This is a genomic window from Nostoc sp. T09 (genome assembly GCF_002154695.1).
GTDB lineage: Bacteria > Cyanobacteriota > Cyanobacteriia > Cyanobacteriales > Nostocaceae > Aulosira.
Window position 1 is genome coordinate 1 of sequence record NZ_MTAV01000026.1, and the last position, 21,131, is coordinate 21,131.

Below are 21,131 nucleotides of genomic sequence, written 5' to 3' on the forward strand. Positions count from 1 at the left end.
GTTAGTCCGCGCAGGCGGACTTTGTTTGTTTAGCCGCGATTTCTAATCGCCTGGATTATTCTCTCTCAAGTGTCATAGAAAAGCGTTAGTTATCCATGCAGATGATCGCTACAAGTTATTCAAGGGAAATATTTTCTCTGGTTCTTCTTTGCGCTTTTGCGCCAACCATGCGGGTTCTACTTTGCAGTATGCGCAAAAAAATCCTGTATAAAAAAACTTACCCTTTTAACAATATCAAGCGTGAGCCAGATGAGTTAAAAGGGCAAGTTTATAGCAGCAATTGTAGTGGCTGAGGTCAAGAACCCATAAGTGTAGCGAATGCAGAACTCTTGCGTGTTACTTCACAAAATCTTGTTACCGCAAAGAAGGAAACAGCAAGCTAACAATTGCCGATGGTGTTTCCGGCAAAGGTGTTGCTAGCTTTGTCTCAACTCTACTATTTGGGCTAAGTCCTGCTATTAGGTGGAGTAAAAAGGTGATGATGGCGGCTTGCATAAGTTTTTCCAGCATGGCAGGTCTCCCTGTTGGTGGACAGCTTTTCTCGATAAAATTGGTTTCTCTAACTACACCCCTTACTATCGAATTACCGGATTTTGATAAATATTCCGGATAATTACCCATAGTAATATTGAAAAAGCGTTTAAAAAGTTACCAATACTTGACAAATTTCCACTAGTAATGTGGATGTGTTGGTTACTTTGGTCACTAAGCCACAAATATTGTGCAGCAGACCCTAAAATTAGAGGGTTAGTGACTACTGATGATTGGGTGATACTTACTAAGACATAACCTACGGATAAAAAGTGCCCATTGAAATTAATCTTCTTTGTCAAACAAAGAAAAAATAAGCTCTACTGTAGTGAGAGACAGCAATTAGCCGTTGTCCTCGATAAAATGGATTTAAATAGCTACAAGCAGGCTGCATGATTCCTATAGTCATTGAACAATCGGGTCGCGGCGAACGCGCCTTTGATATCTACTCACGGCTGTTGCGTGAGCGGATCATTTTTTTAGGACAACAGGTTGATAACTCCATAGCGAACTTGATTGTTGCCCAACTACTGTTTTTAGATGCTGAAGATTCGGAGAAAGATATTTATTTGTACATCAATTCTCCAGGCGGTTCGGTGACGGCTGGTATGGGCATTTTTGACACTATGAAGCATATTCGCCCTGATGTCTGTACCATTTGTACCGGATTAGCAGCCAGCATGGGTGCTTTCTTACTCAGTGCAGGTACTAAGGGTAAGCGGATGAGTCTACCCCATTCCCGGATTATGATTCATCAACCTCTAGGTGGTGCTCAAGGACAAGCAACTGATATTGAAATTCAGGCGCGAGAAATTTTGTACCACAAAAAGCGGTTAAACGACTATTTAGCCGAACATACGGGTCAGCCCCTTGAGCGCATTGCGGAAGATACTGAACGCGACTTTTTCATGTCGCCAGAAGAAGCTAGAGACTACGGCTTAATTGACCAAGTGATTGACCGCCACTCCGCAGGTAGCCGACCAATGGCTGTTGTTTAGTTATAAGTTATTGGTCACTGTCATTGGTCGTTCGTTGTAATTGACTGGTGGTTATAGACCTTCATCTATGCCATTAACCCCCCTTCAACCCTCTTCACTAACAACGAGGAAAAGTTAAGGGGGGTCTTTGTTAATAACAAATGACAAATAACAAATAGACAAACTGATCAAAATCCCATCAACGGGTCTTTTGGTGTCGGCTGGGATTCCAGATATTTGAGAAAACTGTGTAATTCATCTTCTGTAAGCAAAATCCGCGCTCGTTTACCGTAAGTTTTAATTAAATGCTCCCGTCCCTGTTCTGGTGTCCAACCTAAGCGATGAAGCTCAACATCAGTTTTGGCAATTACATCAGAAGAATCCACGGGTTCGCTTTTCTTTTTTTTCTTCCCTGTCGCTGTTGGCGTACCTACATCATCTGAGGAACTATAACTGCGGGGTGTAAATGGGGTGACATTACTAGCCGTAATCACTGGTAAAGGTTGACTTTCTGGTTGGTTACGAGATGTAATTTCCAAATTTTCGATTGGGGTATCAAATTGAGCTTCTAGATCTGTAGTTATCGGAAAATGCTGATCTAAGTCTTGGCTGTAGATCTCACTTTTACTTGTGCTGTAGCTGTCTGTTGGTAATTTTTCCTTGTCACTGGTAACGGAATTTGATGGGTTGTGCTGTCCACTGGAGGCCGGTATCAATACTTCCTTACTACTTGCTACTGACCACTCACTGTTAACAAAGTCTGTCTCTTTTGCAGAAGCATAAGCAGAGTCATTCGACCCGTGAGTTTTGCTCAAGGAAGGATTAGCCTGCATCTGCGATGTAGGTTGTGGAGAAAACGCCACTGTTCCCTGAGGCGCGTTTGCTATTCCTAAAACCATCAGCGCCCGATTTCGTGCTTGGTCTTCTGCTGCTTCTACTGTTTCTGCTGCTGCTAAACCGGTGGCGCGGGTCACACCTTCAATTTGCACGCTAGCACGGACAATATATTTTCCTTGAAAAATTTGCACTAACTCAGAAATAAGACTACCTTTGGGATACAAGCTCTGGAATTGAGCCAACATAATACTGCCACCAATTTTAAGTCTGTTGAATAAGGGGGTTGATACTACCTATGTATACAAGCTAGTACCGCTGCCGAGTAAGTCAAAAGTCAAAAGAATTGTATTGTGTAGCTCTTGAGACTTTTTCAGATGATATGTTGATTTCTAGCGTGATGTACTAGTATTGTGCCAAACAAATTTTGCGAGGTATGTATTGAGTGCTTGAACGCTCTCTGAAGCATAAAGAGTACTTACTACGTACCACACAAAGTTACTTTGGTTGACTACTAGGATTGGACATCCTCTCCAGCCTAAATTTCTCAAAAAGCTTGGCTTGAGTTGACACTTTGGCTAGAGATGATCTACTTTGCCATGCGCTCATGGATCAAAGTACTGTTTGCACCTCACTCCTGTGTCCCGATTGTAGCAGTAGCTCTTTTGCGAGAACATTTTTAGCTACTGAGGGCTAAATCTGAGTAGGATCGCCTTCAATGCTATACTAATTACCCAATTCGATATGCAGAACTATTTTCTGGAAGTGCGCTCTAAATCTACAATAATGAAGATAAGGTTCGCCCTCACTGCCTGTTAAGCTGCTTACCTAATTGTTACCGATTCTACATATGGGAAAGTTAGGTTTATCGGCAGTTTCTCCTAGTTAAAAATCAGAGTCTAATGGCGTAAAAGTACTTGAGTCTAGACAATTAAACACCTGTTCCCCTGTATAACGTTTTTGGGTAGCATGGATAGTTCTACCAACCAAGCCTCTCAAAAATCGGTCGCGTAATTACCTCGTGGGGCAAAATCTTATCAGGCGTGCTTTGTCAGTTGGACTGGATGAAGGAACTTAAACGCAGACGAACTCTGAGATTGTCGTGCAGTGAGAATGTAGACACTTCTGCGGATTGTCGCAGGGTGGGTCGGCTTCCTTCCCTTGGAACTTCAGAATCCCTGCTTGCGGGTATTTAGTTTCTAGCTAGTGTCTGTAGTCCGTGAGGGTATACAGGAAACAACCAGATTAAAAAAAAATGATGTTTTGACCAAAGGTCGGTTCACTGCATGGAATTTTCAATCGCTACACTCCTTGCCAATTTCACCGATGATAAATTGGTAGCTCGTAAAGTTTTGGAAAAGAAACTTGGCTGCGAGGATGAAATTAGTTTACAAAAACTTCACATTGCCCTTGATATTTTAGAGAAAATCGGGATTTTAGTGAAGGAACGCGGCAAGTATCGCCGGGTTGTGGAAGAAGGATTGATCGAAGCAAAACTCCGTTGTTCTAGTAAAGGCTTTTGCTTCGCAATTCAAGATGTGGAAGGTGCTGAGGATATTTACATCCGTGAAAGCCATCTCAGTAATGCTTGGAATGGCGATCGCGTATTGGTAAGAGTTCTCAAAGAAGGTAGTCGTCGCCGTTCTCCCGAAGGCGAAGTTAAGCTGATTCTCGAACGCTCTAATCACACTTTACTGGCACGGATTAAGCAAGTAGAAAGTGGCTTTCGTGCCGTTCCTCTCGATGATCGCCTGCTGTTTGAACTTAAACTGCAAACAAATGGCATGAAATTAGAACAGGCCCTCGATCACCTGGCCCATGTAGAAGTGCTACGTTACCCCCTAGCACAATATCCCCCACTGGGTCGGGTGGTGCAAATCCTCGGTAGCGACGCTGAAGCCGCTGCTGATATAGATTTGGTCACCTGTAAGCACGATCTAGCCCGTAATTTCCCTGATGGTGTTCAGGAAGCAGCTACTAAGTTACCAAAAAGGCTACTGAAAGCAGACCTGAAAAATCGCCTCGATTTACGAAGTTTATTCACCTTCACCATTGCGGGGGTCAACGGTGACCCGAAAGTTGTAGAAAATGCCTTTAGTTTGGAAAAAACTGCCAATGGCTTTTGGCGTTTGGGAGTACATATTACCGATGTTTCCCACTATATCCAACCAGACGAAGCGCTTGATCGCGAAGCACTGAAGCGTGGTAGATCAGTGTATCTGGGAGAATTAGTACTACCAATGTTGCCAGATACCGTAGCCGATCGCTGTTCTTTAGTAGCTGGTAGCGATCGCTTAACTCTCTCATTTTTGATTACTATCGACCCCAAATCAGGAGAGATAGAAGAGTGGGAAATTCAACCCAGCGTCATTAACGTAGATACCGCCCTCAATAAACAACAAGCCCAAGCGATTCTCACAGGTCAATCTTCAGACCAATCTGAAGAGGTTGTTCAGACATTGCAAGACCTGGAAGGATTACGGAAAGCTGTGAAACAGGTGCGTTTGGCTCGTGGTAGTTTGCAGTTAAATTTGCCACCTAGTCAAAACCCCTACTACGATGAGGGGATTTTGGGAGCTGTGGTGGTAAATGATTTACCCGTGCATTCTCTGTTGACAGAGTTAGTACTATTGGTAAATCAACTAATAGCAAGTCATTTCAGCGCTTTGGGAGTCCCAGCCATTTGGCGAGTCCAGGGTACACCCGATGCTGAAGATGTCCAAGAAATGCTGAAATTGGCGATCAATCTTGGTGTGGAACTGGCGCTTGAGTCAGAAGTAGATATCCAACCCCTAGATTATCAACACTTAACCAGAGCCTTTGTAGAATCTGCATCTGAGCAAGTGCTAACTTACTTATTGCAGGACACCCTCAAGCCATCCAGTTACAGTACCACCAAAGGCCCGCATTTTGGACTGGCACTACCCCAATATCTCCACTTTAGTGCGCCCTTGCGGCGGTATCCAGATTTGCTCTTGCAGAGAGTGTATTACACGTTACTAGAACACGGACGCGATCGCCGTAACACCCGTGTCAGAGAACGTGTGAATCTGCGCCACTCCTCTTCCCACATGGAAATTAATTGGAACGTCCTACCCCCAGAATTGCAACAAGAACTCCAAAGCGATTTGACGCGGGTAATTATTCAAATTAATGACCGGGAGAAAGAAGTTCAAGAAGCCGAAGCCGATTTAGCTGGACTGCAAAAAGCTCAACTGATGAAACAGCGCATCGGCCAAGTTTTTCAGGGAGTAATTACTGGTGTGCAATCCTACGGTTTCTTTGTAGAAATTGAAGTCCCAGCCGCGGAAGTGGAAGCCAGCGGTCATCTTGGTGTACCGTTGCGAGTAGAAGGGCTAGTACATGTCAGTTCCCTCAAAGACGATTGGTATGAATATCGCGCCAGACAACAGGCCTTATTTGGGCGGAAAAATCGTGCTTCTTACAGACTAGGCGATCGCGTCTCTGTACAAGTAAAAAGTGTCGATTACTACCGTCAGCAAATCGATTTAGTAACCGTTGGTAGCGATGGTGTAGCTAAAGGTTTAGATATCGGCAGCCAGAATGATGATTTATCAGACATTTACTTAGCATCCCATCTCGATCCTACTGACTTGGAACCTTACGAGGAGGATGAGTAGCTCAAGTATCACGAAAGTGGCAAATAATACACTTCCTTTAATTTTAGGCGTATCCGGTGCATCTGGTTTGATTTACGCCGTTCGTGCTCTCAAATTTTTGCTAGAAGCAGATTATCAAATTGAACTAGTTGCCTCCAGATCAACCTACATGGTTTGGCAATCGGAACAGGACATCCGAATGCCCGCAGAAACCGCCGCTCAAGAGCAATTCTGGCGCGAGCAAGCTGAAGTCAGCGTTTCTGGTAAACTACGTTGTCATCCTTGGAGCGATGTTGGCGCTGGGATTGCTAGCGGTTCCTTTCGTACCTTAGGCATGATTGTTATGCCATGCAGCATGAGTACCGTTGCTAAACTAGCAGTTGGCTTAAGTTCTGATCTACTAGAACGAGCAGCGGATGTGCAGCTTAAAGAAGGTCGGAAGTTGGTGATTGTTCCCCGGGAAACTCCTTTTAGCCTAATTCACTTACGTAACTTAACTGCTTTGGCAGAAGCTGGAGTTCGAGTTGTCCCTGCGATTCCCGCTTGGTATCACAAACCTCAAACCATTGAGGATTTAGTTGATTTTGTAGTTGCTCGTGTTTTAGATCAACTTGATATTGACTGCATTCCCATTCAGCGATGGCAAGGTCGTCCCTAAGAACCGTCAAGAATTCATCATGAATTTTCAGGTAGTCCGAAAAAGGTAATGATAGAAATGCTCACATCTTGCACTTGGCAATCAAAAATCACAGACCTCATGTTTTGAAGCTTTACTAACAGATTTTCAAAAGGTCACTTCCCGATTATGATCGCCAGATTTTGGTGCAAGATGTGAGCATAACTAATAGCTAATTGCCTTTACGTTGTCAGTAATATATGGCCAATACTAAAAAAACTGACAACTGACACCTAACAACTGACAACTGACAAAATTGCTATGACTGTAATTCGCTTAATTCTGTTGGTGGCTATATTGGGGGGACTAACGCTGTTGTTAACCCAAAATTGGTCGCCTGTCATATCGTTAGTATTTTTAGGTATGCGGACTCAACCATTACCACTGGCCATGTGGATGTTACTTGCTACTACCGCAGGTGCTTTGACATCTCTATTCATTACTACTTTATTTAAACTATCAACTTATTTTGGCGGACAACAACGCCAAACTCGCTCTAAAGCAGCAGCCTCACCACGGACTAAGACAACCTATCGGCCACAATCTACTCCTCCTCCTAGTTCGCCACCGCCAGCTAGTAAAACAGAGAATACTTCCAGTGATGCTTTTGATGATTGGAATACAAATACCCAAGATGATGACTGGAACTTTGATGAAAAGCCACAAGAAGCATCTCAGACTAGACAACAAACTCAAGATTTTGCAGACTCTAAAACCTACGAGCGTCAACAACAACCTCAAAGTTCTTCTCAATCTGGTTCTGTTTACTCTTACAACTACCGCGAGCCGAAAAATACAGCAGTCGGAAAAACTGAATCAATTTACGATGCTGATTATCGAGTGATTATCCCCCCCTACCAACCCCCGACTACTAATCAAGCTGATGATGATGATGATTGGGGTTTTTTTGATGACGAAGATTCCGAGGATGAGCGACCTCGTCGCTAAAGCCAGGCTTACTTAATCCCACAACGCTCGCGGGACTCCTGCCTGACATTACCATTCATAGCGGCTTCCTGCAAAGTCATGAAAGCATTCAAATCTTCTAAATCATACCTAGTGGTTAACAGACGCCGTAATTGATTTTCTGCCTCCACAGTTAGATAGCCACTTGCTAAAGCTTTTTGCACAACGTCACGAATTCGAGTCATCATCGGCACCTCATACATACCACATTTATTGTTCTGGACTGACTCAGGTGAAATTTACAGTAGTTTTTGTGACTAAACCGCCAAGTTGGCAAAACTTTTTTGTACAATTAATAGTTAGAAAGTAAGTCATCATTTACACCTTTATCTGCCAGATTTAGGAATAAAAGCTTGCAAGAAGTCAATTTTACATTGCTTGTCTTGTGTTAGTAGAAACACAGTATTTTGTAAAACTAATATCTTCCCAGCAAACAGAGTATTAGCTATTTAGATAGACAGGATTTGTTCACTTAAAGTTTCAAACAATCTTTATTAAATTTCGATTAAGCCAAAGATAACCAAGCAACAACTACCTAGTCACCTAACGATAGTTATTAAATTCGTTAGAAATTCATCGTTAATTTATTCTGATTTTATAAAAGAATCGTTAATATATTGCCTGAGTTACTTTAATTACATAAATAACGCTAATGGCAGCAGAGGATTCTCATCGCCTAGAAGAAGACTTTATAGAAGCTAAAAATAATTGGGAGTTGGAAAAATTATACGTAGATTTAGCATCAGCCAAGGGAAAAGCTTTGACACCTGTAGAAAAAAAATTCCTCAGAGGTCTGCTTTGTGGTTGTAGCCCTGCGGAAATTGCCAAGGTAGTTTACCAAAGTGGCAGTAGCAGTACTGTGAGAGTTTATCTTTCTAACGGACTATATAAATATATAGAAGAAATGCTGAGTAATCAGGTGGGAGACTCAGTAAAAGTTAAAACTTGGAGTCGGGTGACTCATTTGCTAGAAAAGGCTGGTTATAAAAAAGGTTGGTTTCACTTACAACCAGTAACTAGTCCAATCAAAGTCAACAAAGATATGGACTTGGATTTATTGTCTCATCAATCAACTTTGAGCCAAAATAATAGTCAATCTATTAATACCAGTGTATTCTACGGGCGGCGGAAAGAACTTGCTCAAGTTCAAGCATGGATTGGGCAAGAGCGCTCTCAGGTACTGGTAATCTTGGGTATGGGCGGAATTGGTAAAACTGCTTTTTCAGTTCAGCTTCTAGAAGAGATTAAGGATCAGTTTGAATATGTTATCTGGCGATCGCTACGATTTGCGCCACCTCTAGAGCTACTCTTAGATCAACTGATTCAACTTCTATCTCCAGCGACCAATACAAATATTGCAGAAACCCTAGAAAGTAGAATTTCGCAACTGATTGAGCGTTTGCGTTCTTGTCGGTGTTTAATTGTATTGGATCATGTAGACTCGATTTTAGGCTGTGGTGATAGTGATGGGCTACAAGAATACCCTACTCTGTCAGCTAGTAGCATTGGTATAAAAAATACAGATACACAGTTGATTACCCCAATCCGGTATCGTCAAGGATATGAGAGTTACGGCGAGCTAATTAGAAGATTAGGAGATTTGCCACATCAAAGTTGTGTAGTATTTACAAGTCGAGAAAAACCTCAGGAAATTGCTGCTCTTGAAGGAGAACAATTACCTGTTCGTTCTTTGAAATTAAGCGGTTTAAATCCAGAAGAAGGTATTTTAATTCTCAAAGCTAAAGGATTAATCAATAAATCCTCACTGGAGGAATGTAAAGTATTACTTGAACGGTATGCTGGCAACCCTTTATTTATTAAATTTATTGCTAGTACAATTCAAGAATTATTTGATGGAAATATAGCTGAGTTTATAGAACAGGGAACTATTGTTTTTGGCAACATAAGAGGCATTTTCGATCAACAGTTCAATCGTTTGTCTCAGTTAGAAAAACACCTATTATACTGGCTATCCCTGCATCCGAGTTTGATGTCAGTTAGAGATTTACAAAGAAATATAATACTACCAGGATTATCGCCGCAAATGTCGCGCAGATTAATATTAGAGGGTATGGAATTATTGCAAAGACGCTCTCTGATTGAAAAACAAGCATCCCGCTTTTCCCTGACTCCAGTTTTGATGGAGTATATAGTTGAACGATTAATTGAAGAAAATTTTCAATTAAGCAAAGACAAAGATGGCAACTTATTTATGAGTCATACAATTTTTGCAGAACACCTCAAAAATTATATTAGAGATAATGGACTCAACGCGGAAATTGAATATTAAATCAGCGAATTAGCGGAGTTTAAAAGCATAAAACCCGATTTCTACTGATTAGTGTGGTTTAAGCAAGCAATGAAGCTTTGATAACTGAGAACTGTTAAAGTTAAAAGATAAGAGTTAAGACAATTTATAACTGGAGCACAGTGACTCGTGAGTAGCTTATTGCAAGGGGTTAACCTATACCTAATTGGCATGATGGGTAGTGGTAAGACGACAGTAGGACGCTTATTAGCAAAACATCTAGGTTATGGATTTGTAGATACTGATGATGTTATTGTTCAAGCTGCTAGAAAATCTATCAATCAGCTATTTGCCGAGTCAGGAGAAGCGGTGTTTCGTCAGTTGGAAAGTGATGTGCTAGCACAGGTTTGTGCTTTTACCAAGTTGACTATAGCCACTGGTGGAGGTATTGTGATGCGACAAGAAAACTGGAGTTACCTGCATCACGGTTTGATTGTTTGGCTAGACGCACCAGTACAGCTACTCTATAGCCGCTTGCAAGAAGATAGCACAAGGCCATTACTGCAAGATGTCGATCCTCAAGGCAAATTGCGATCGCTTCTCGAACAAAGACAACGGCTTTACTCTCAAGCAGATTTGCACATTACCATCAGCGCAGGGGAAACACCAGAACAAATTGCTACTAGAGTGGTTGAAGCTATTCCTAGCGTTTTGAAAAAGCCTGTTTCTCACTACAACTAACTACTGAGTAACGAGTGTTGAGTTCTGAGAAAGAAGAAAATCATGGAATTTCTCAATAGATGAAAGTTGAAAAAGTCCAAAATAGTGAATAATTAACCGCCGATATAGACGCCCTTTGGGCGGCTTCCCGCAGGGTACGCCGATGAAGCTGACAATTACTCTTTACTCAGCACTCAGCACTACAATGGCACAAAGTCATAGCCAGTAGCAGATTTACTACTTGGTTGCACCTTAACTAATATAGCTGTGCCACTGCGATCGCCTGATGGTAGAAATTGAATCTTGCCTGTGGCACCATTGGCAGAGAAACTGGAACTATGCAGCACCTTTTGCAAGTCATCGCGGGTATTAGCTTGTTGTAAACCTTTAGCGATCGCTATAGTGGCATCATAAGCTGTTGCTGTGCGCCAATTGACATTACCACCCCAAAGTTTCACAGCATTTTGCGGAAAAGGATTGCCTGGAATTGCCTGAGGATGCCAACTTACAGGTAGCACCAAACCATTAACATCAGCTTTTCCCACCTGTAGCGTTTGAAATGTGTAAAGTGTGGGGCTAGCAAATAATGTTAATTTGCCGTTATTTGCGGCTGCTAGTTCTAAAGCTTTGTTAATTCTATCCACATTGGGAGCTAAGACTAAACCATTCGCACCACTACTGATAAATTGAGAAATCACCGTATTGGGGTCGAAATTGGCACTAGCAATGTCACAATTTGTAGAATTAACTTTGCCACCACCAGCGACGATACCTTTGATAAACTCATCTTTGAAAGATTGAGTATCAATCGATTTGGAGTCAGCACAAATAGCAATGTTGTTTTTACGCGCCGTTTTAATCGTGTAGCTAGCGAGGCGTTCAGCGAAAGCGCCATTACTGGGAACAGTACGAAATATATAGCTACCAATACCAGAAAGATTTTGCGCAGTGCTACTAGGAGAGATCATCACTAACCCTCCTTGCTGATAAATTGGCGCAGCAGCGATGGAAGCGTTACTAGAATTATGTCCAACTACAGCCAAAATACTGGCATCTTTGACAAAATCGGTGGCAATTTGTTGCGATTGGTTTGGCTGATTATCATCATTTGCGATCGCCACCTGCAAAAGCTTACCATTGATGCCACCACTGCGATTCACTTCATCTTGAGCTTGAGCTACACCCCGCAGAACCTCTTTGGCAACATCTAGATTGCCACCAATTGGGATACTAACTGCAATTTTTAGAGATTTGCTATTTTTAACTTGCGAATTATTTAAATAAATTAAGGTTTCTGGATCGTTGCGATTCTTGAGTAGGGATGCTTTTAACTTAGCAGCAGCCGTGACAAAATCACCCCTAGCAAAGGCTTGTACTCCTGCTTCTTTATCCGGGCTAGTGTCAGCAGTTACTAAAATTTTTTCACCTATACTGATCCGTCCTGATGTAGAATCTGAAGTTGATTGAGCATTATTACCTGATAATAAGGAATTTAAACTTTTTCCTGAAAGTTGATTCCACAACCACAACCCAAAACCTAGCACAGCAGTAGTAAACAGCAGAGATAGAATCAGCAGCTTGGTTTCTTTTTGAGAATTCATAGATTAATTCATACAGTGATAGCTAGAATTATTACTTAATCTGCTAACTACAGTTAAAAAGATGAAAATTGGCAATACAAGTAAGCTTGTTTTACTACTAATATCTGGATTGAAACAAAATCAGCATAATTTTTTTATGCTGATTTACAAAACAGATCTGTACCGGAGTTTTGCTATTCTGAATCAGACGCTCAAAGCTTCATTACTTGGTAGATAAATATACTAATAGCAAATGTGATACTTGAATTTTGCGTAAGAGATTGTTACCAGTTCCAAAGTCTTCTACACTGACTGGATAGGTGTTAATTCTTTAAAGCTTCTCATAATGGTCAACGATACTGAGTACATTAGGCAAGCCGAAGCCACTCGTGTACAAGTGCTAAGTGAAGCGCTACCTTATATTCAACAATTCGCCGGTCGCACTGTGGTTGTGAAATATGGTGGCGCGGCCATGAAAGATAGCACCCTCAAAGATAAAGTTATCCGCGATATTGTATTCTTATCCTGCGTCGGCTTGCGACCAATTCTCGTTCACGGTGGCGGGCCAGAAATTAACAGTTGGCTAGATAAACTGGGAATTGAAGCGCAATTCAAGAATGGTCTGCGAGTTACTGATGCCCCCACAATGGATGTGGTGGAAATGGTATTAGTAGGTCGAGTTAATAAAGAAATTGTCGAGCTGATTAACCAAGCTGGCGGCTTGGCAGTAGGACTCTGTGGTAAAGATGGTAATTTAATTACAGCTCGTCCCCAAGGCCAAGAAGGTATAGGCTTTGTTGGCGAAGTTAGCAATGTGAATATCAAAATTTTGGAAACTTTAGCTAGCAATGGCTATATTCCCGTCGTCTCAAGTGTCGCCGCAGATGAGACAGGACAAGCCTACAACATTAATGCTGATACTGTAGCTGGGGAAATAGCAGCAGCACTAGGCGCAGAAAAGTTAATTCTACTGACTGACACCAGAGGAATTTTAAAAGATTACAAAGATCCGTCAACTTTGATTCCAAAAGTAGATATTCCTGAAGCCCGTGATTTGATTGCCTCTGGTGTAGTCAGTGGTGGGATGATTCCGAAAGTGAATTGTTGTGTGCGATCGCTTGCTCAAGGAGTAAAAGCCGCACATATTATCGATGGTCGCATTCCCCATGCTTTACTACTGGAAATCTTTACCGACGTTGGAATTGGGACAATGATTCTCAGTTCGCAGTTTAGGTCCTAATTAGGACTGGAGGCTGGGACAAGGAGGAGAATTTGGATGGTGGGCATTGCCCACCTAGCTCTGTATTTTCACCCAATTCAAGGTACTTTCTAGCTCTGAAACTCCATTCCCTATAGAGATGGAATTCAGCTTAACGTGGATAGATAAAAATTCCCCGCGCTCTTCCCCTAAATGGTTGATGGTATCGATGATACCTAGAACGCTCTTCAAACACGGGATTTCTCAGCGGCACGTTGCGGAAGATGGGATTAACCATATTCGGATAAGTGATACTCGGATTGATGATGGTTCGCTGGTATTGCGGATAAGAGTAAATAGTGGTTCTGGGACGGTAGTAATTAGAGCGACGGCCATAGTAGAAATCATTGTTATACCGTCTATGGTTCGTTACCCGATTTAAAGGTATTGGAAGTGCAACTGAACTACCGTAAATATACGAACTCTCAGTTTGATTCAGAGGTATGGACGTCTCAATCGGGCTACTGTAAATATACGAACTCTCGGTTTGATTCAGAGGTATGGACGTCTCAATCGGGCTACTGTAAATATACGAACTCTCAGCTGGTACTTCTTTTACGACGCCATTAATAATCCTCACTGTTTGAGCAGCAGCGGGGGCAATTGTAGCGCTCATCAATGCTAGAGTCACACCTGCACCCAGCCAATTCTTGATGTTATTCATATTTTGCTTCCCCGTAAATTTGTTAACCTGGAATTAATAGCTACAAACACCGAATAAATACCTGTAGCTACTTAATGAAAATTTTAAATGTCTATCTAATCTAATTTTGCCAGATTCATTAAAGATTCCACAAAGATTACTGACATTGGCAAAATAAATTAAAGCAGTACTAATTTGTGTGTAGAACGTGAATACAGAAAGTTTAGAAATAGCCAAATCTCGCTACCAAGCTGGGAGAGTTGCTTTTGAAAATGGGCAATACCGAGAAGCTGTAGAAAATCTGGAAAAAGCCAGCGCTCTCTTGTCGCGCAATTCTCGCCTTGGGGGTGAAGTGGATATATGGCTAGTGACAGCTTATGAAGCTGCTGGAAGGACAGAGGATGCGATCGCACTTTGCGAACAACTTAAACGTCATCCCTACTCAGAAACTAACAAGCAAGCTCGACATTTACTCTACATCTTAAAAGCACCAAAACTCAAAAGACCCAGCGAGTGGATGACCGAAATTCCCGATTTGGGAAAATTACCAGAAAATGAGTCCCAAATTCGTGTAACTGTCAATCCTCGCCAATCTTCTGGGCAAAAGAAATCTGCGGAACCGGAATTTGTTGATCTCAGCCAAGTCAATACCAGAGATAATCGCTTTATCTGGCTAGCGTTAATTGTCATTGGATTAATGCTTTCTTACTTGGTTTGGTTGAGTTTTTAAGGAAAACTTTCTTTACATCAACAGTGCCAAGCGTTAGAAGTAAAGATTGGTTAAATATTCCCTAGTTTCGGAGATTTATACTAATGAATTGGTCGTTTTTAGGAAAGATTTTAGTATGGTTAATTAGACCATTAAGTTTTGTGAGTAAAAAAACAGAATTGTTGACAAAATTTGCTGGTTACAAGTCGATTAACCACAACTTTCCTACTCCGGGAAACAGCCGGAACGCCAAAATCCCCAAACCTATTTTGTGGATGGTACTGTTAGCATCCTTGCTGTTATCTGGTTGTGTCCAGTACGACGTAGGAGTGAACTTTGACAACTCCAATCACGGCGAATTGGTGCAACATATTAAGTTAGGAGAACGGCTCACGAGTTTTAGTGGCGATTACGTGTATGAATGGTTAAACAGCATAGAACGTCGCGCACGGAAACTAGAAGGAAAAACTCGACGGATTTCTCCAGAAGAAATTATTGTGACAGTTCCCTTTAGTAACGGGCAGGAACTGCAAGAGAAGTTTAACGAGTTTTTTAATTCCCGCACCAATCAAAAACCTGAATCCGTACAGTCTGGATCTGATTCAGAATTACCGAAAATTGAATCAAACTTGCTAATAGAGCAGAATAACTTTTTACTCTTTGTGCGCAATCGCTTAATTTATGATTTGGATTTGCGATCGCTATCTTTGATTGCCAGTAATGGTAATGTCCTAGCGAACACAGGTTCAATTCTCGATTTGGATTTTAGCTTGAAAACTCCTTTCGGAGCTAAAAACATTCCCATCGCCGAAAATGCGATCGAGCCAGAAAAGAACAAAAATCAGTTGGTGTGGAAACTGAGAACTGGGGAATTAAACCATATAGAAGTAGTTTTCTGGCTTCCGAGTCCTCTCGGTATTGGTGCGCTGTTGATTGCCTTGTTTGTCTGGGGTGGACTGTATCTGAGATACACATTCATGCCAGATCCCAGGATTCAGTTTGCGCCTAAACCAGCAGTTTCTCAAAGTGCTGTTGCTGAATAAAGTAGTTCAATTTAGATCCCCGACTTTTTGAAAGATGGATCTTGGCGAATTAGGACTTATACTCCTCACTATGCTGAAATCCCGCCGTCACCCTAGAAGGGTGCGGCTACTCGAACAAAGCCTGCCTCCGCAGGCTACAGAAATTCAGCCTGCCTCCGCAGGCTTCGGATTTTTAGCCCCAGGCTTCTAGCCCTTGTCATTACCCAGAGTTTTGTAACAGTCAAACTATCGCGCTGTTGTGTCATCTCGCCCAGAACTGAAGTTCAGGGCTAATAGCTTAAGTCCACTCAAGTGGACTGAAATCTTTACTTAGTCTACTTCAGTAGACTTTAACTATTAGCCTTGGAATTGATTCCAAGGCGGGACGGCAACGAAGCGGGAGATTTAAAAGATGTGGGCAACGATAAGGCTTCTAGCCTGCGGGCGTTATTTTTACTCAGCACTGATTAAGGAGACAACCGCTCAATTTTCCAACTGCCATCATCTAAACAACTATAAAGCAAGCGATCGTGCAGGCGACTTGACCTTCCTTGCCAAAACTCAATTTCTGTAGGAATTACTCGCAATCCTCCCCAATGAGGTGGGCGAGGGATCTCCTGATTTTCATATTTATGCTGCAACTCTTGTAAGCCTTGCTCTAGGAATTCTCGGCTGGCTATCACTTCACTTTGATTAGATGCCCATGCACCGAGGCGGCTGTTTTGGGGACGGCTGTAAAAATACCGATCTGATTCGGCTTGCGAAACTTTCTCCACCCGTCCAGTAATCCGAACTTGGCGTTCTAATTCTGCCCACCAAAAAACCAATGCTGCTTGGGGATTTTCTGCCAGTTCTTGCCCTTTACGACTGTTATAGTTGGTGAAGAAGACAAAGCCCCGTTCATCAAAATCTTTGAGTAGCACCATTCTGGCCGAGGGCTTACCGTCTGGTGTAGCGGTTGCTATAGTCATAGCATTGGGTTCAGGAAGTTGGGCTGACAATGCCTGCTCGAACCATTGTTTAAATTGTATAAAAGGATTAGGGTCAACCTCAGATTCGCTCAAATCTTGTAATGTGTAATCTTTGCGAAGGTCGGCAATGGGTTGATGCATCGTGATTTACTTCCTTGCGATCGAATATGCGTAGATACGTCTGTGTTCAAAATATCTAATATGGCGATTGGCACCAATGCCAGTTAAGCAAATTTTTTCTAGGAGACTCGAAAAAAGATTGCATTTAATACCAAATTGGGATAGGTAGTATTTGATCTCACTGGATCAGCCTTGCAATCAAGGCTTGCAATCCACAATCTAAAATTTAAAATCTAAAATCCAAAATAGGTATCATGCGCCGTTCAGCCTCCCTTCAACGTTTATTAATTTATGGTCTGAGCGGTCCGATTGTCGCTCTCAATGTCTGGCTGCTCTCAGTACTGTTTCATTATTTCCAGCATCCCATCACTATCCTGAGCATTGCAGCAATTCTGGCTTTTTTATTAAATTACCCAGTTCAATTTTTTAAACGTGCGCGGATCACTCACGCTCAGGCGGTGATCGTTGTTTTGCTCGTTACTTTAACACTGGTGGTGATTCTCGGTGTAACATTAGTGCCGATACTCATTGACCAAACAATTCAACTGTTGAACAAAATCCCTGATTGGTTAAGCAGCAGTCAAAGAAACCTGGAGCATGTGGAGGCGTTGGCAAGACAGCGGCGTTTACCCATAGATTTGAGAGTAGTAAGTAATCAAATTAATGCTAATATTCAAAATTTAGTGCAGCAGCTAGCTTCTGGTGCAGTAGGATTTGCGGGAACGCTATTATCAGGATTGCTAAATTTGGTATTAGTAGTCGTGCTGGCGTTTTACATGCTCCTGTATGGCGATCGCGTCTGGTTGGGTCTGGTCAGTCTATTACCGTCTAATATTAGAATCCCCTTAACCGCATCCTTACGATTAAATTTTCAGAATTTTTTCCTCAGTCAGTTGTTATTGGGGCTATTTATGGTAGTTACCCTAACTCCGATTTTCTTAGTTCTCAGGGTTCCATTTGCCCTATTGTTTGCCATAGTAATTGGCATAGGTGAATTAATTCCTTTTGTGGGAGCAACTCTAGGTATTGGTTTAGTAACAATATTGGTGCTATTACAAAATTGGTGGTTAGCAGTTCAAGTTGCTGTGGCGGCGATTTTAATGCAGCAGCTTAAAGATAACCTGTTAGCGCCTAAGTTACTCGGCGACTTTATTGGACTTAACCCGATCTGGATTTTTGTTGCTATTTTGATGGGGTTTGAAATCGCTGGTTTGTTGGGAACACTAGTTGCTGTCCCGATTGCCGGTACTATCAAAGGCACTTTTGATGCTATTAAGAGCGGCCAATCAGGTGAATTTGTATCACCTTTTACTTTTACTTATGAATCTGATTGTGATGAAGAAGGCAAAACTTAAGAAAATCTTTGTAATCCTGAGAGTAAAAATTGTAATTTAATTGAGCTAACCACATCAGCCTCTGGAATCAGATTTTATTGCACACAGCGTAGACGCGGAGCGGTGAAGCAGTGCGTTGGACGGGTTTCCCGGCTTGAAGCAACTGCTGAACCCGAAGGGCTTGTCGTAGACATCGCGCCATTGCAATTCACTCAGGTTGTTACTTTCAATTTCATCAAATTTCTATTTAACTTACTCATCTTGCTCAACCAAATATACTTAACATTTTTACAAAAAAAGTATTCTAAATTACTGCTTTTTATTTAGATTAAATTATAAAAACATCATATTATACTTGAGTTTCTCAGCGGGGAACTATAGCATTGGCTAGTCAAAGTGCAATTAACGTATATTTCAAAATGACTGACAATAGAATTCACAATCAGATTGAATGCATATTTTGGGAAAAATTAAGTATAATTCCTTACGTAAGTTTTGATTCTTAATGCAACTGGTAAGCCTTGTGCTAATTTTATCTAGATATTAGCAAGTGATGCTTTCACCAAAGAAGCATAATTGCTCATTCTATAATTCCACTGTTAACCTACGTACTTTTAACTTAATTACAGAAACTAATTGATGGATGCATCCGAGCTATTAGAAACAATTACACTTCTGATCCACCAAGCTGAGCAAGGAGAAATTGATCCTTGGGACGTCCAGGTCATTGAGGTGATTGACCGTTACTTAGAACTAATGGCTCCGCAGTCCACAGCAAGGGGCTATGAAGCCGACTTGTCCCAATCTGGACAGGCTTTCTTATCAGCATCAATGTTGGTGTTATTTAAAGCCAACACCTTAATGCAATTACAATCAGCCGCAGATGAACAAGCAGTTACACTAGATGAAGCCCTGCTAGAAAGTGAAGATGGGTTGTTACTTTCAACCCCTCGCCTGCCTTTAGAGCATCACTTGCGTCGTCGTCCAGCAGCTATGCCACCACCGAAACGTCGCGTGACTCTGCAAGAGTTAATTGAGCAATTGCAGATCATGGCGAATCAGCTAAAACTTGTACAGAAAACTAGCAAACCTGTCCGTGCTCGGCGTCAGCCAACTGTCCAATCTATGCGTGCAGCTCTAGAATTGGCTCACCAGGAAAATCTGACGGAAGTAGCTGGAGAACTAGAGCAAGTGTTGCATCTTTCGGCAACAAAGTTACATTTAGAGCAAAACTGGCTGAATTTAGAACAGCTTGTGGAGTTATGGACTCAAAGTAAACAACCATACCAAAATGGCTCAGCCCATGTATCAGAACACAGCCACCTAGTTAGTGTTTTCTGGGCACTGCTACTGCTATCAGCTCAATCCAAGGTAGAACTATTGCAGGAGGAGTTTTACCAAGAAATTAAAATCCGCTTACTTATAGATTCAGCTAGCACCTGCCAACCCTTGGAGCAGCCAATAAACTGAGCAACTTTAACCCGGCAAGCTAAATCATTTACCACTGTTGCATCAGCAAACTCTAAAATCTAAGTAAATTAAATATATAAGCGATCGCTTGTTATTTCACTCTACCGCTTGTTGCAACAACCAGCAAATTCACCTAATTTGTGCTATCAGGGATGAATAAAACAATAAACCAATGAAGTATAACTCGTTGAAAGTAAACTGGCTTGTGGTTGAGGAATAAATCTTTATGAAGGCGATGATTCTTGCGGCGGGTAAGGGTACTCGTGTCCGTCCGATTACCTATACAATTCCCAAACCGATGATTCCTATCCTGCAAAAGCCAGTGATGGAATTTTTACTGGAACTGTTACGTCAGCATGGGTTTGACCAAATTATGGTCAACGTTAGCCATTTAGCTGAAGAAATAGAAAACTATTTTCGTGATGGTCAGCGGTTTGGAGTACAGATTGCCTATTCTTTTGAAGGCAAAATTGATGACGACGGTAAACTAGTTGGAGAAGCAATTGGTTCAGCTGGGGGAATGCGGCGTATCCAAGACTTCTCCCCGTTTTTCGACGATACCTTTGTGGTATTGTGCGGTGATGCGTTGATTGACTTAGATTTAACAGCGGCTGTCAAGTGGCATAGATCAAAAGGATCGATCGCTACTATTATTACGAAATCTGTGCCTCTGGAAGAGGTTTCGAGCTACGGTGTAGTGGTTACTGATGAAGATGGACGTGTTAAGGCTTTCCAAGAAAAACCCTCAACAGAAGAAGCTCTCAGCACCAACATCAATACAGGTATTTACATCTTTGAGCCAGAAGTATTTAAGTATATCCCTTCTGGAGTAGAGTACGACATTGGAAGCCAGCTATTTCCTAAACTCGTGGAAATTGGTGCACCTTTTTATGCTATCCCTATGGACTTTGAATGGGTAGATATTGGTAAAGTACCAGACTACTGGCGGGCAATTCAGGGTGTGCTGTTAGGAGAAATTAAAAATGTGCAAATCCCTGGGTATGAAGTTGCGCCTGGCATCTACACGGGCTTAAATGTAGCTGTAAATTGGGACAAAGTGGATATTACAGGCCCAGTTTATATCGGTGCTATGACCAGAATCGAAGACGGAGCCAAAATTGTTGGTCCAGCGATGATCGGCCCCAACTGTTGGATATGCAGTGGTGCGACTGTAGAAAACAGCGTGATTTTTGAATGGTCACGTCTGGGCCCGGGAGTCCGCTTGGTTGATAAACTCGTGTTTGGACGTTACTGCGTCGATAAAACTGGGGCAACTATTGACGTTCAAGCGGCGGCTTTAGACTGGTTAATTACCGATGCCCGTCAAACACCGCCATCTCATACTCCAGCTGAGCGACAAGCGATCGCAGAATTGCTCAATACTACTGTTAGTTAGTCAAGAGTCCAAAGTCAAGAGTCAAGAGTCCAAAGTCAAGAGTCAAATAACCCTTG

At 42.0% G+C, this 21,131-nt stretch carries 18 protein-coding genes; 12 read left to right on the forward strand and 6 right to left on the reverse strand.

The features are described 5' to 3' along the window. Nucleotides 1–354 precede the first annotated feature (354 nt). The gene (locus BV372_RS36090) at nucleotides 355–510 is read right to left on the reverse strand and encodes a hypothetical protein (RefSeq protein ID WP_179198009.1); all 156 of its coding nucleotides are present in this window, start codon (nucleotides 508–510) and stop codon (nucleotides 355–357) included. 413 nt (nucleotides 511–923) lie between these two features. On the opposite strand from BV372_RS36090, the gene clpP reads away from it, so the two are divergent. Beyond that, the gene (gene clpP / locus BV372_RS07580; RefSeq protein ID WP_086685471.1) at nucleotides 924–1,529 is read left to right on the forward strand and encodes an ATP-dependent Clp endopeptidase proteolytic subunit ClpP; all 606 of its coding nucleotides are present in this window, start codon (nucleotides 924–926) and stop codon (nucleotides 1,527–1,529) included. 167 nt (nucleotides 1,530–1,696) lie between these two features. On the opposite strand, the gene BV372_RS07585 is transcribed toward clpP, so the two are convergent. Further along, nucleotides 1,697–2,590 carry a hypothetical protein gene (locus tag BV372_RS07585; protein WP_086685473.1) on the reverse strand — a complete coding sequence of 298 codons (894 nt, stop codon included), beginning with the start codon at nucleotides 2,588–2,590 and terminating at the stop codon, nucleotides 1,697–1,699. Between the two features lie 1,038 nt (nucleotides 2,591–3,628). On the opposite strand from BV372_RS07585, the gene BV372_RS07590 reads away from it, so the two are divergent. From BV372_RS07590 to BV372_RS07600, 3 genes are all read left to right on the forward strand, one after another. Beyond that, a complete protein-coding gene (locus BV372_RS07590; RefSeq protein WP_086685475.1) occupies nucleotides 3,629–5,983 on the forward strand; it encodes a ribonuclease R family protein in 2,355 nt (784 codons plus the stop codon). Between the two features lie 16 nt (nucleotides 5,984–5,999). Then, nucleotides 6,000–6,620: a flavin prenyltransferase UbiX gene (locus BV372_RS07595; protein WP_086685477.1), complete on the forward strand. Its 621-nt coding sequence runs from the start codon at nucleotides 6,000–6,002 to the stop codon at nucleotides 6,618–6,620. 279 nt (nucleotides 6,621–6,899) lie between these two features. Then, the gene (locus BV372_RS07600; RefSeq protein WP_086685479.1) at nucleotides 6,900–7,586 is read left to right on the forward strand and encodes a hypothetical protein; all 687 of its coding nucleotides are present in this window, start codon (nucleotides 6,900–6,902) and stop codon (nucleotides 7,584–7,586) included. Between the two features lie 8 nt (nucleotides 7,587–7,594). Here the strand turns inward: BV372_RS07600 and BV372_RS07605 are convergent, their stop codons facing one another. Next, nucleotides 7,595–7,789 carry a hypothetical protein gene (locus tag BV372_RS07605; RefSeq protein ID WP_086685481.1) on the reverse strand — a complete coding sequence of 65 codons (195 nt, stop codon included), beginning with the start codon at nucleotides 7,787–7,789 and terminating at the stop codon, nucleotides 7,595–7,597. A gap of 467 nt (nucleotides 7,790–8,256) precedes the next feature. Here BV372_RS07605 and BV372_RS07610 point away from each other — a divergent pair, with 467 nt between their 5' ends. Next, nucleotides 8,257–9,894 (forward strand): ATP-binding protein, encoded by a 1,638-nt coding sequence (locus BV372_RS07610; protein WP_086685483.1) that lies wholly within the window; start codon nucleotides 8,257–8,259, stop codon nucleotides 9,892–9,894. A gap of 147 nt (nucleotides 9,895–10,041) precedes the next feature. Beyond that, nucleotides 10,042–10,593: a shikimate kinase gene (locus BV372_RS07615; protein ID WP_086685485.1), complete on the forward strand. Its 552-nt coding sequence runs from the start codon at nucleotides 10,042–10,044 to the stop codon at nucleotides 10,591–10,593. 179 nt (nucleotides 10,594–10,772) lie between these two features. On the opposite strand, the gene BV372_RS07620 is transcribed toward BV372_RS07615, so the two are convergent. Continuing rightward, complete coding sequence (locus BV372_RS07620; RefSeq protein ID WP_086685487.1) at nucleotides 10,773–12,173, reverse strand: ABC transporter substrate-binding protein; 1,401 nt, start codon at nucleotides 12,171–12,173, stop codon at nucleotides 10,773–10,775. Nucleotides 12,174–12,495: 322 nt separating this feature from the next. On the opposite strand from BV372_RS07620, the gene argB reads away from it, so the two are divergent. Continuing rightward, nucleotides 12,496–13,392 (forward strand): acetylglutamate kinase, encoded by an 897-nt coding sequence (gene argB / locus BV372_RS07625; protein ID WP_179198010.1) that lies wholly within the window; start codon nucleotides 12,496–12,498, stop codon nucleotides 13,390–13,392. 130 nt (nucleotides 13,393–13,522) lie between these two features. Here argB and BV372_RS35085 read toward each other — a convergent pair whose 3' ends face one another. Continuing rightward, nucleotides 13,523–14,074: a hypothetical protein gene (locus BV372_RS35085; RefSeq protein ID WP_143845014.1), complete on the reverse strand. Its 552-nt coding sequence runs from the start codon at nucleotides 14,072–14,074 to the stop codon at nucleotides 13,523–13,525. A gap of 187 nt (nucleotides 14,075–14,261) precedes the next feature. Between BV372_RS35085 and BV372_RS07630 the strand changes: the two genes are divergently transcribed. Together BV372_RS07630 and BV372_RS07635 are read left to right on the forward strand one after the other, a co-directional pair. Further along, a complete protein-coding gene (locus tag BV372_RS07630; protein ID WP_086685491.1) occupies nucleotides 14,262–14,783 on the forward strand; it encodes a tetratricopeptide repeat protein in 522 nt (173 codons plus the stop codon). A gap of 83 nt (nucleotides 14,784–14,866) precedes the next feature. Continuing rightward, entirely contained in the window at nucleotides 14,867–15,805 is a 939-nt protein-coding gene (locus BV372_RS07635) for a DUF3153 domain-containing protein (protein ID WP_086685493.1), read from the forward strand. 446 nt (nucleotides 15,806–16,251) lie between these two features. On the opposite strand, the gene pdxH is transcribed toward BV372_RS07635, so the two are convergent. After that, the gene (pdxH, locus tag BV372_RS07640) at nucleotides 16,252–16,896 is read right to left on the reverse strand and encodes a pyridoxamine 5'-phosphate oxidase (protein ID WP_086685495.1); all 645 of its coding nucleotides are present in this window, start codon (nucleotides 16,894–16,896) and stop codon (nucleotides 16,252–16,254) included. A gap of 233 nt (nucleotides 16,897–17,129) precedes the next feature. Here pdxH and BV372_RS07645 point away from each other — a divergent pair, with 233 nt between their 5' ends. The 3 genes from BV372_RS07645 (at nucleotide 17,130) to BV372_RS07660 (ending at nucleotide 21,075) form a co-directional block, all read left to right on the forward strand. After that, complete coding sequence (locus tag BV372_RS07645) at nucleotides 17,130–18,230, forward strand: AI-2E family transporter (protein ID WP_086685497.1); 1,101 nt, start codon at nucleotides 17,130–17,132, stop codon at nucleotides 18,228–18,230. Between the two features lie 618 nt (nucleotides 18,231–18,848). Then, complete coding sequence (locus tag BV372_RS07655; RefSeq protein ID WP_086685501.1) at nucleotides 18,849–19,679, forward strand: segregation/condensation protein A; 831 nt, start codon at nucleotides 18,849–18,851, stop codon at nucleotides 19,677–19,679. A gap of 226 nt (nucleotides 19,680–19,905) precedes the next feature. Continuing rightward, nucleotides 19,906–21,075 carry a sugar phosphate nucleotidyltransferase gene (locus tag BV372_RS07660; RefSeq protein ID WP_086685503.1) on the forward strand — a complete coding sequence of 390 codons (1,170 nt, stop codon included), beginning with the start codon at nucleotides 19,906–19,908 and terminating at the stop codon, nucleotides 21,073–21,075. The last annotated feature ends 56 nt before the right edge of the window (nucleotides 21,076–21,131 follow it).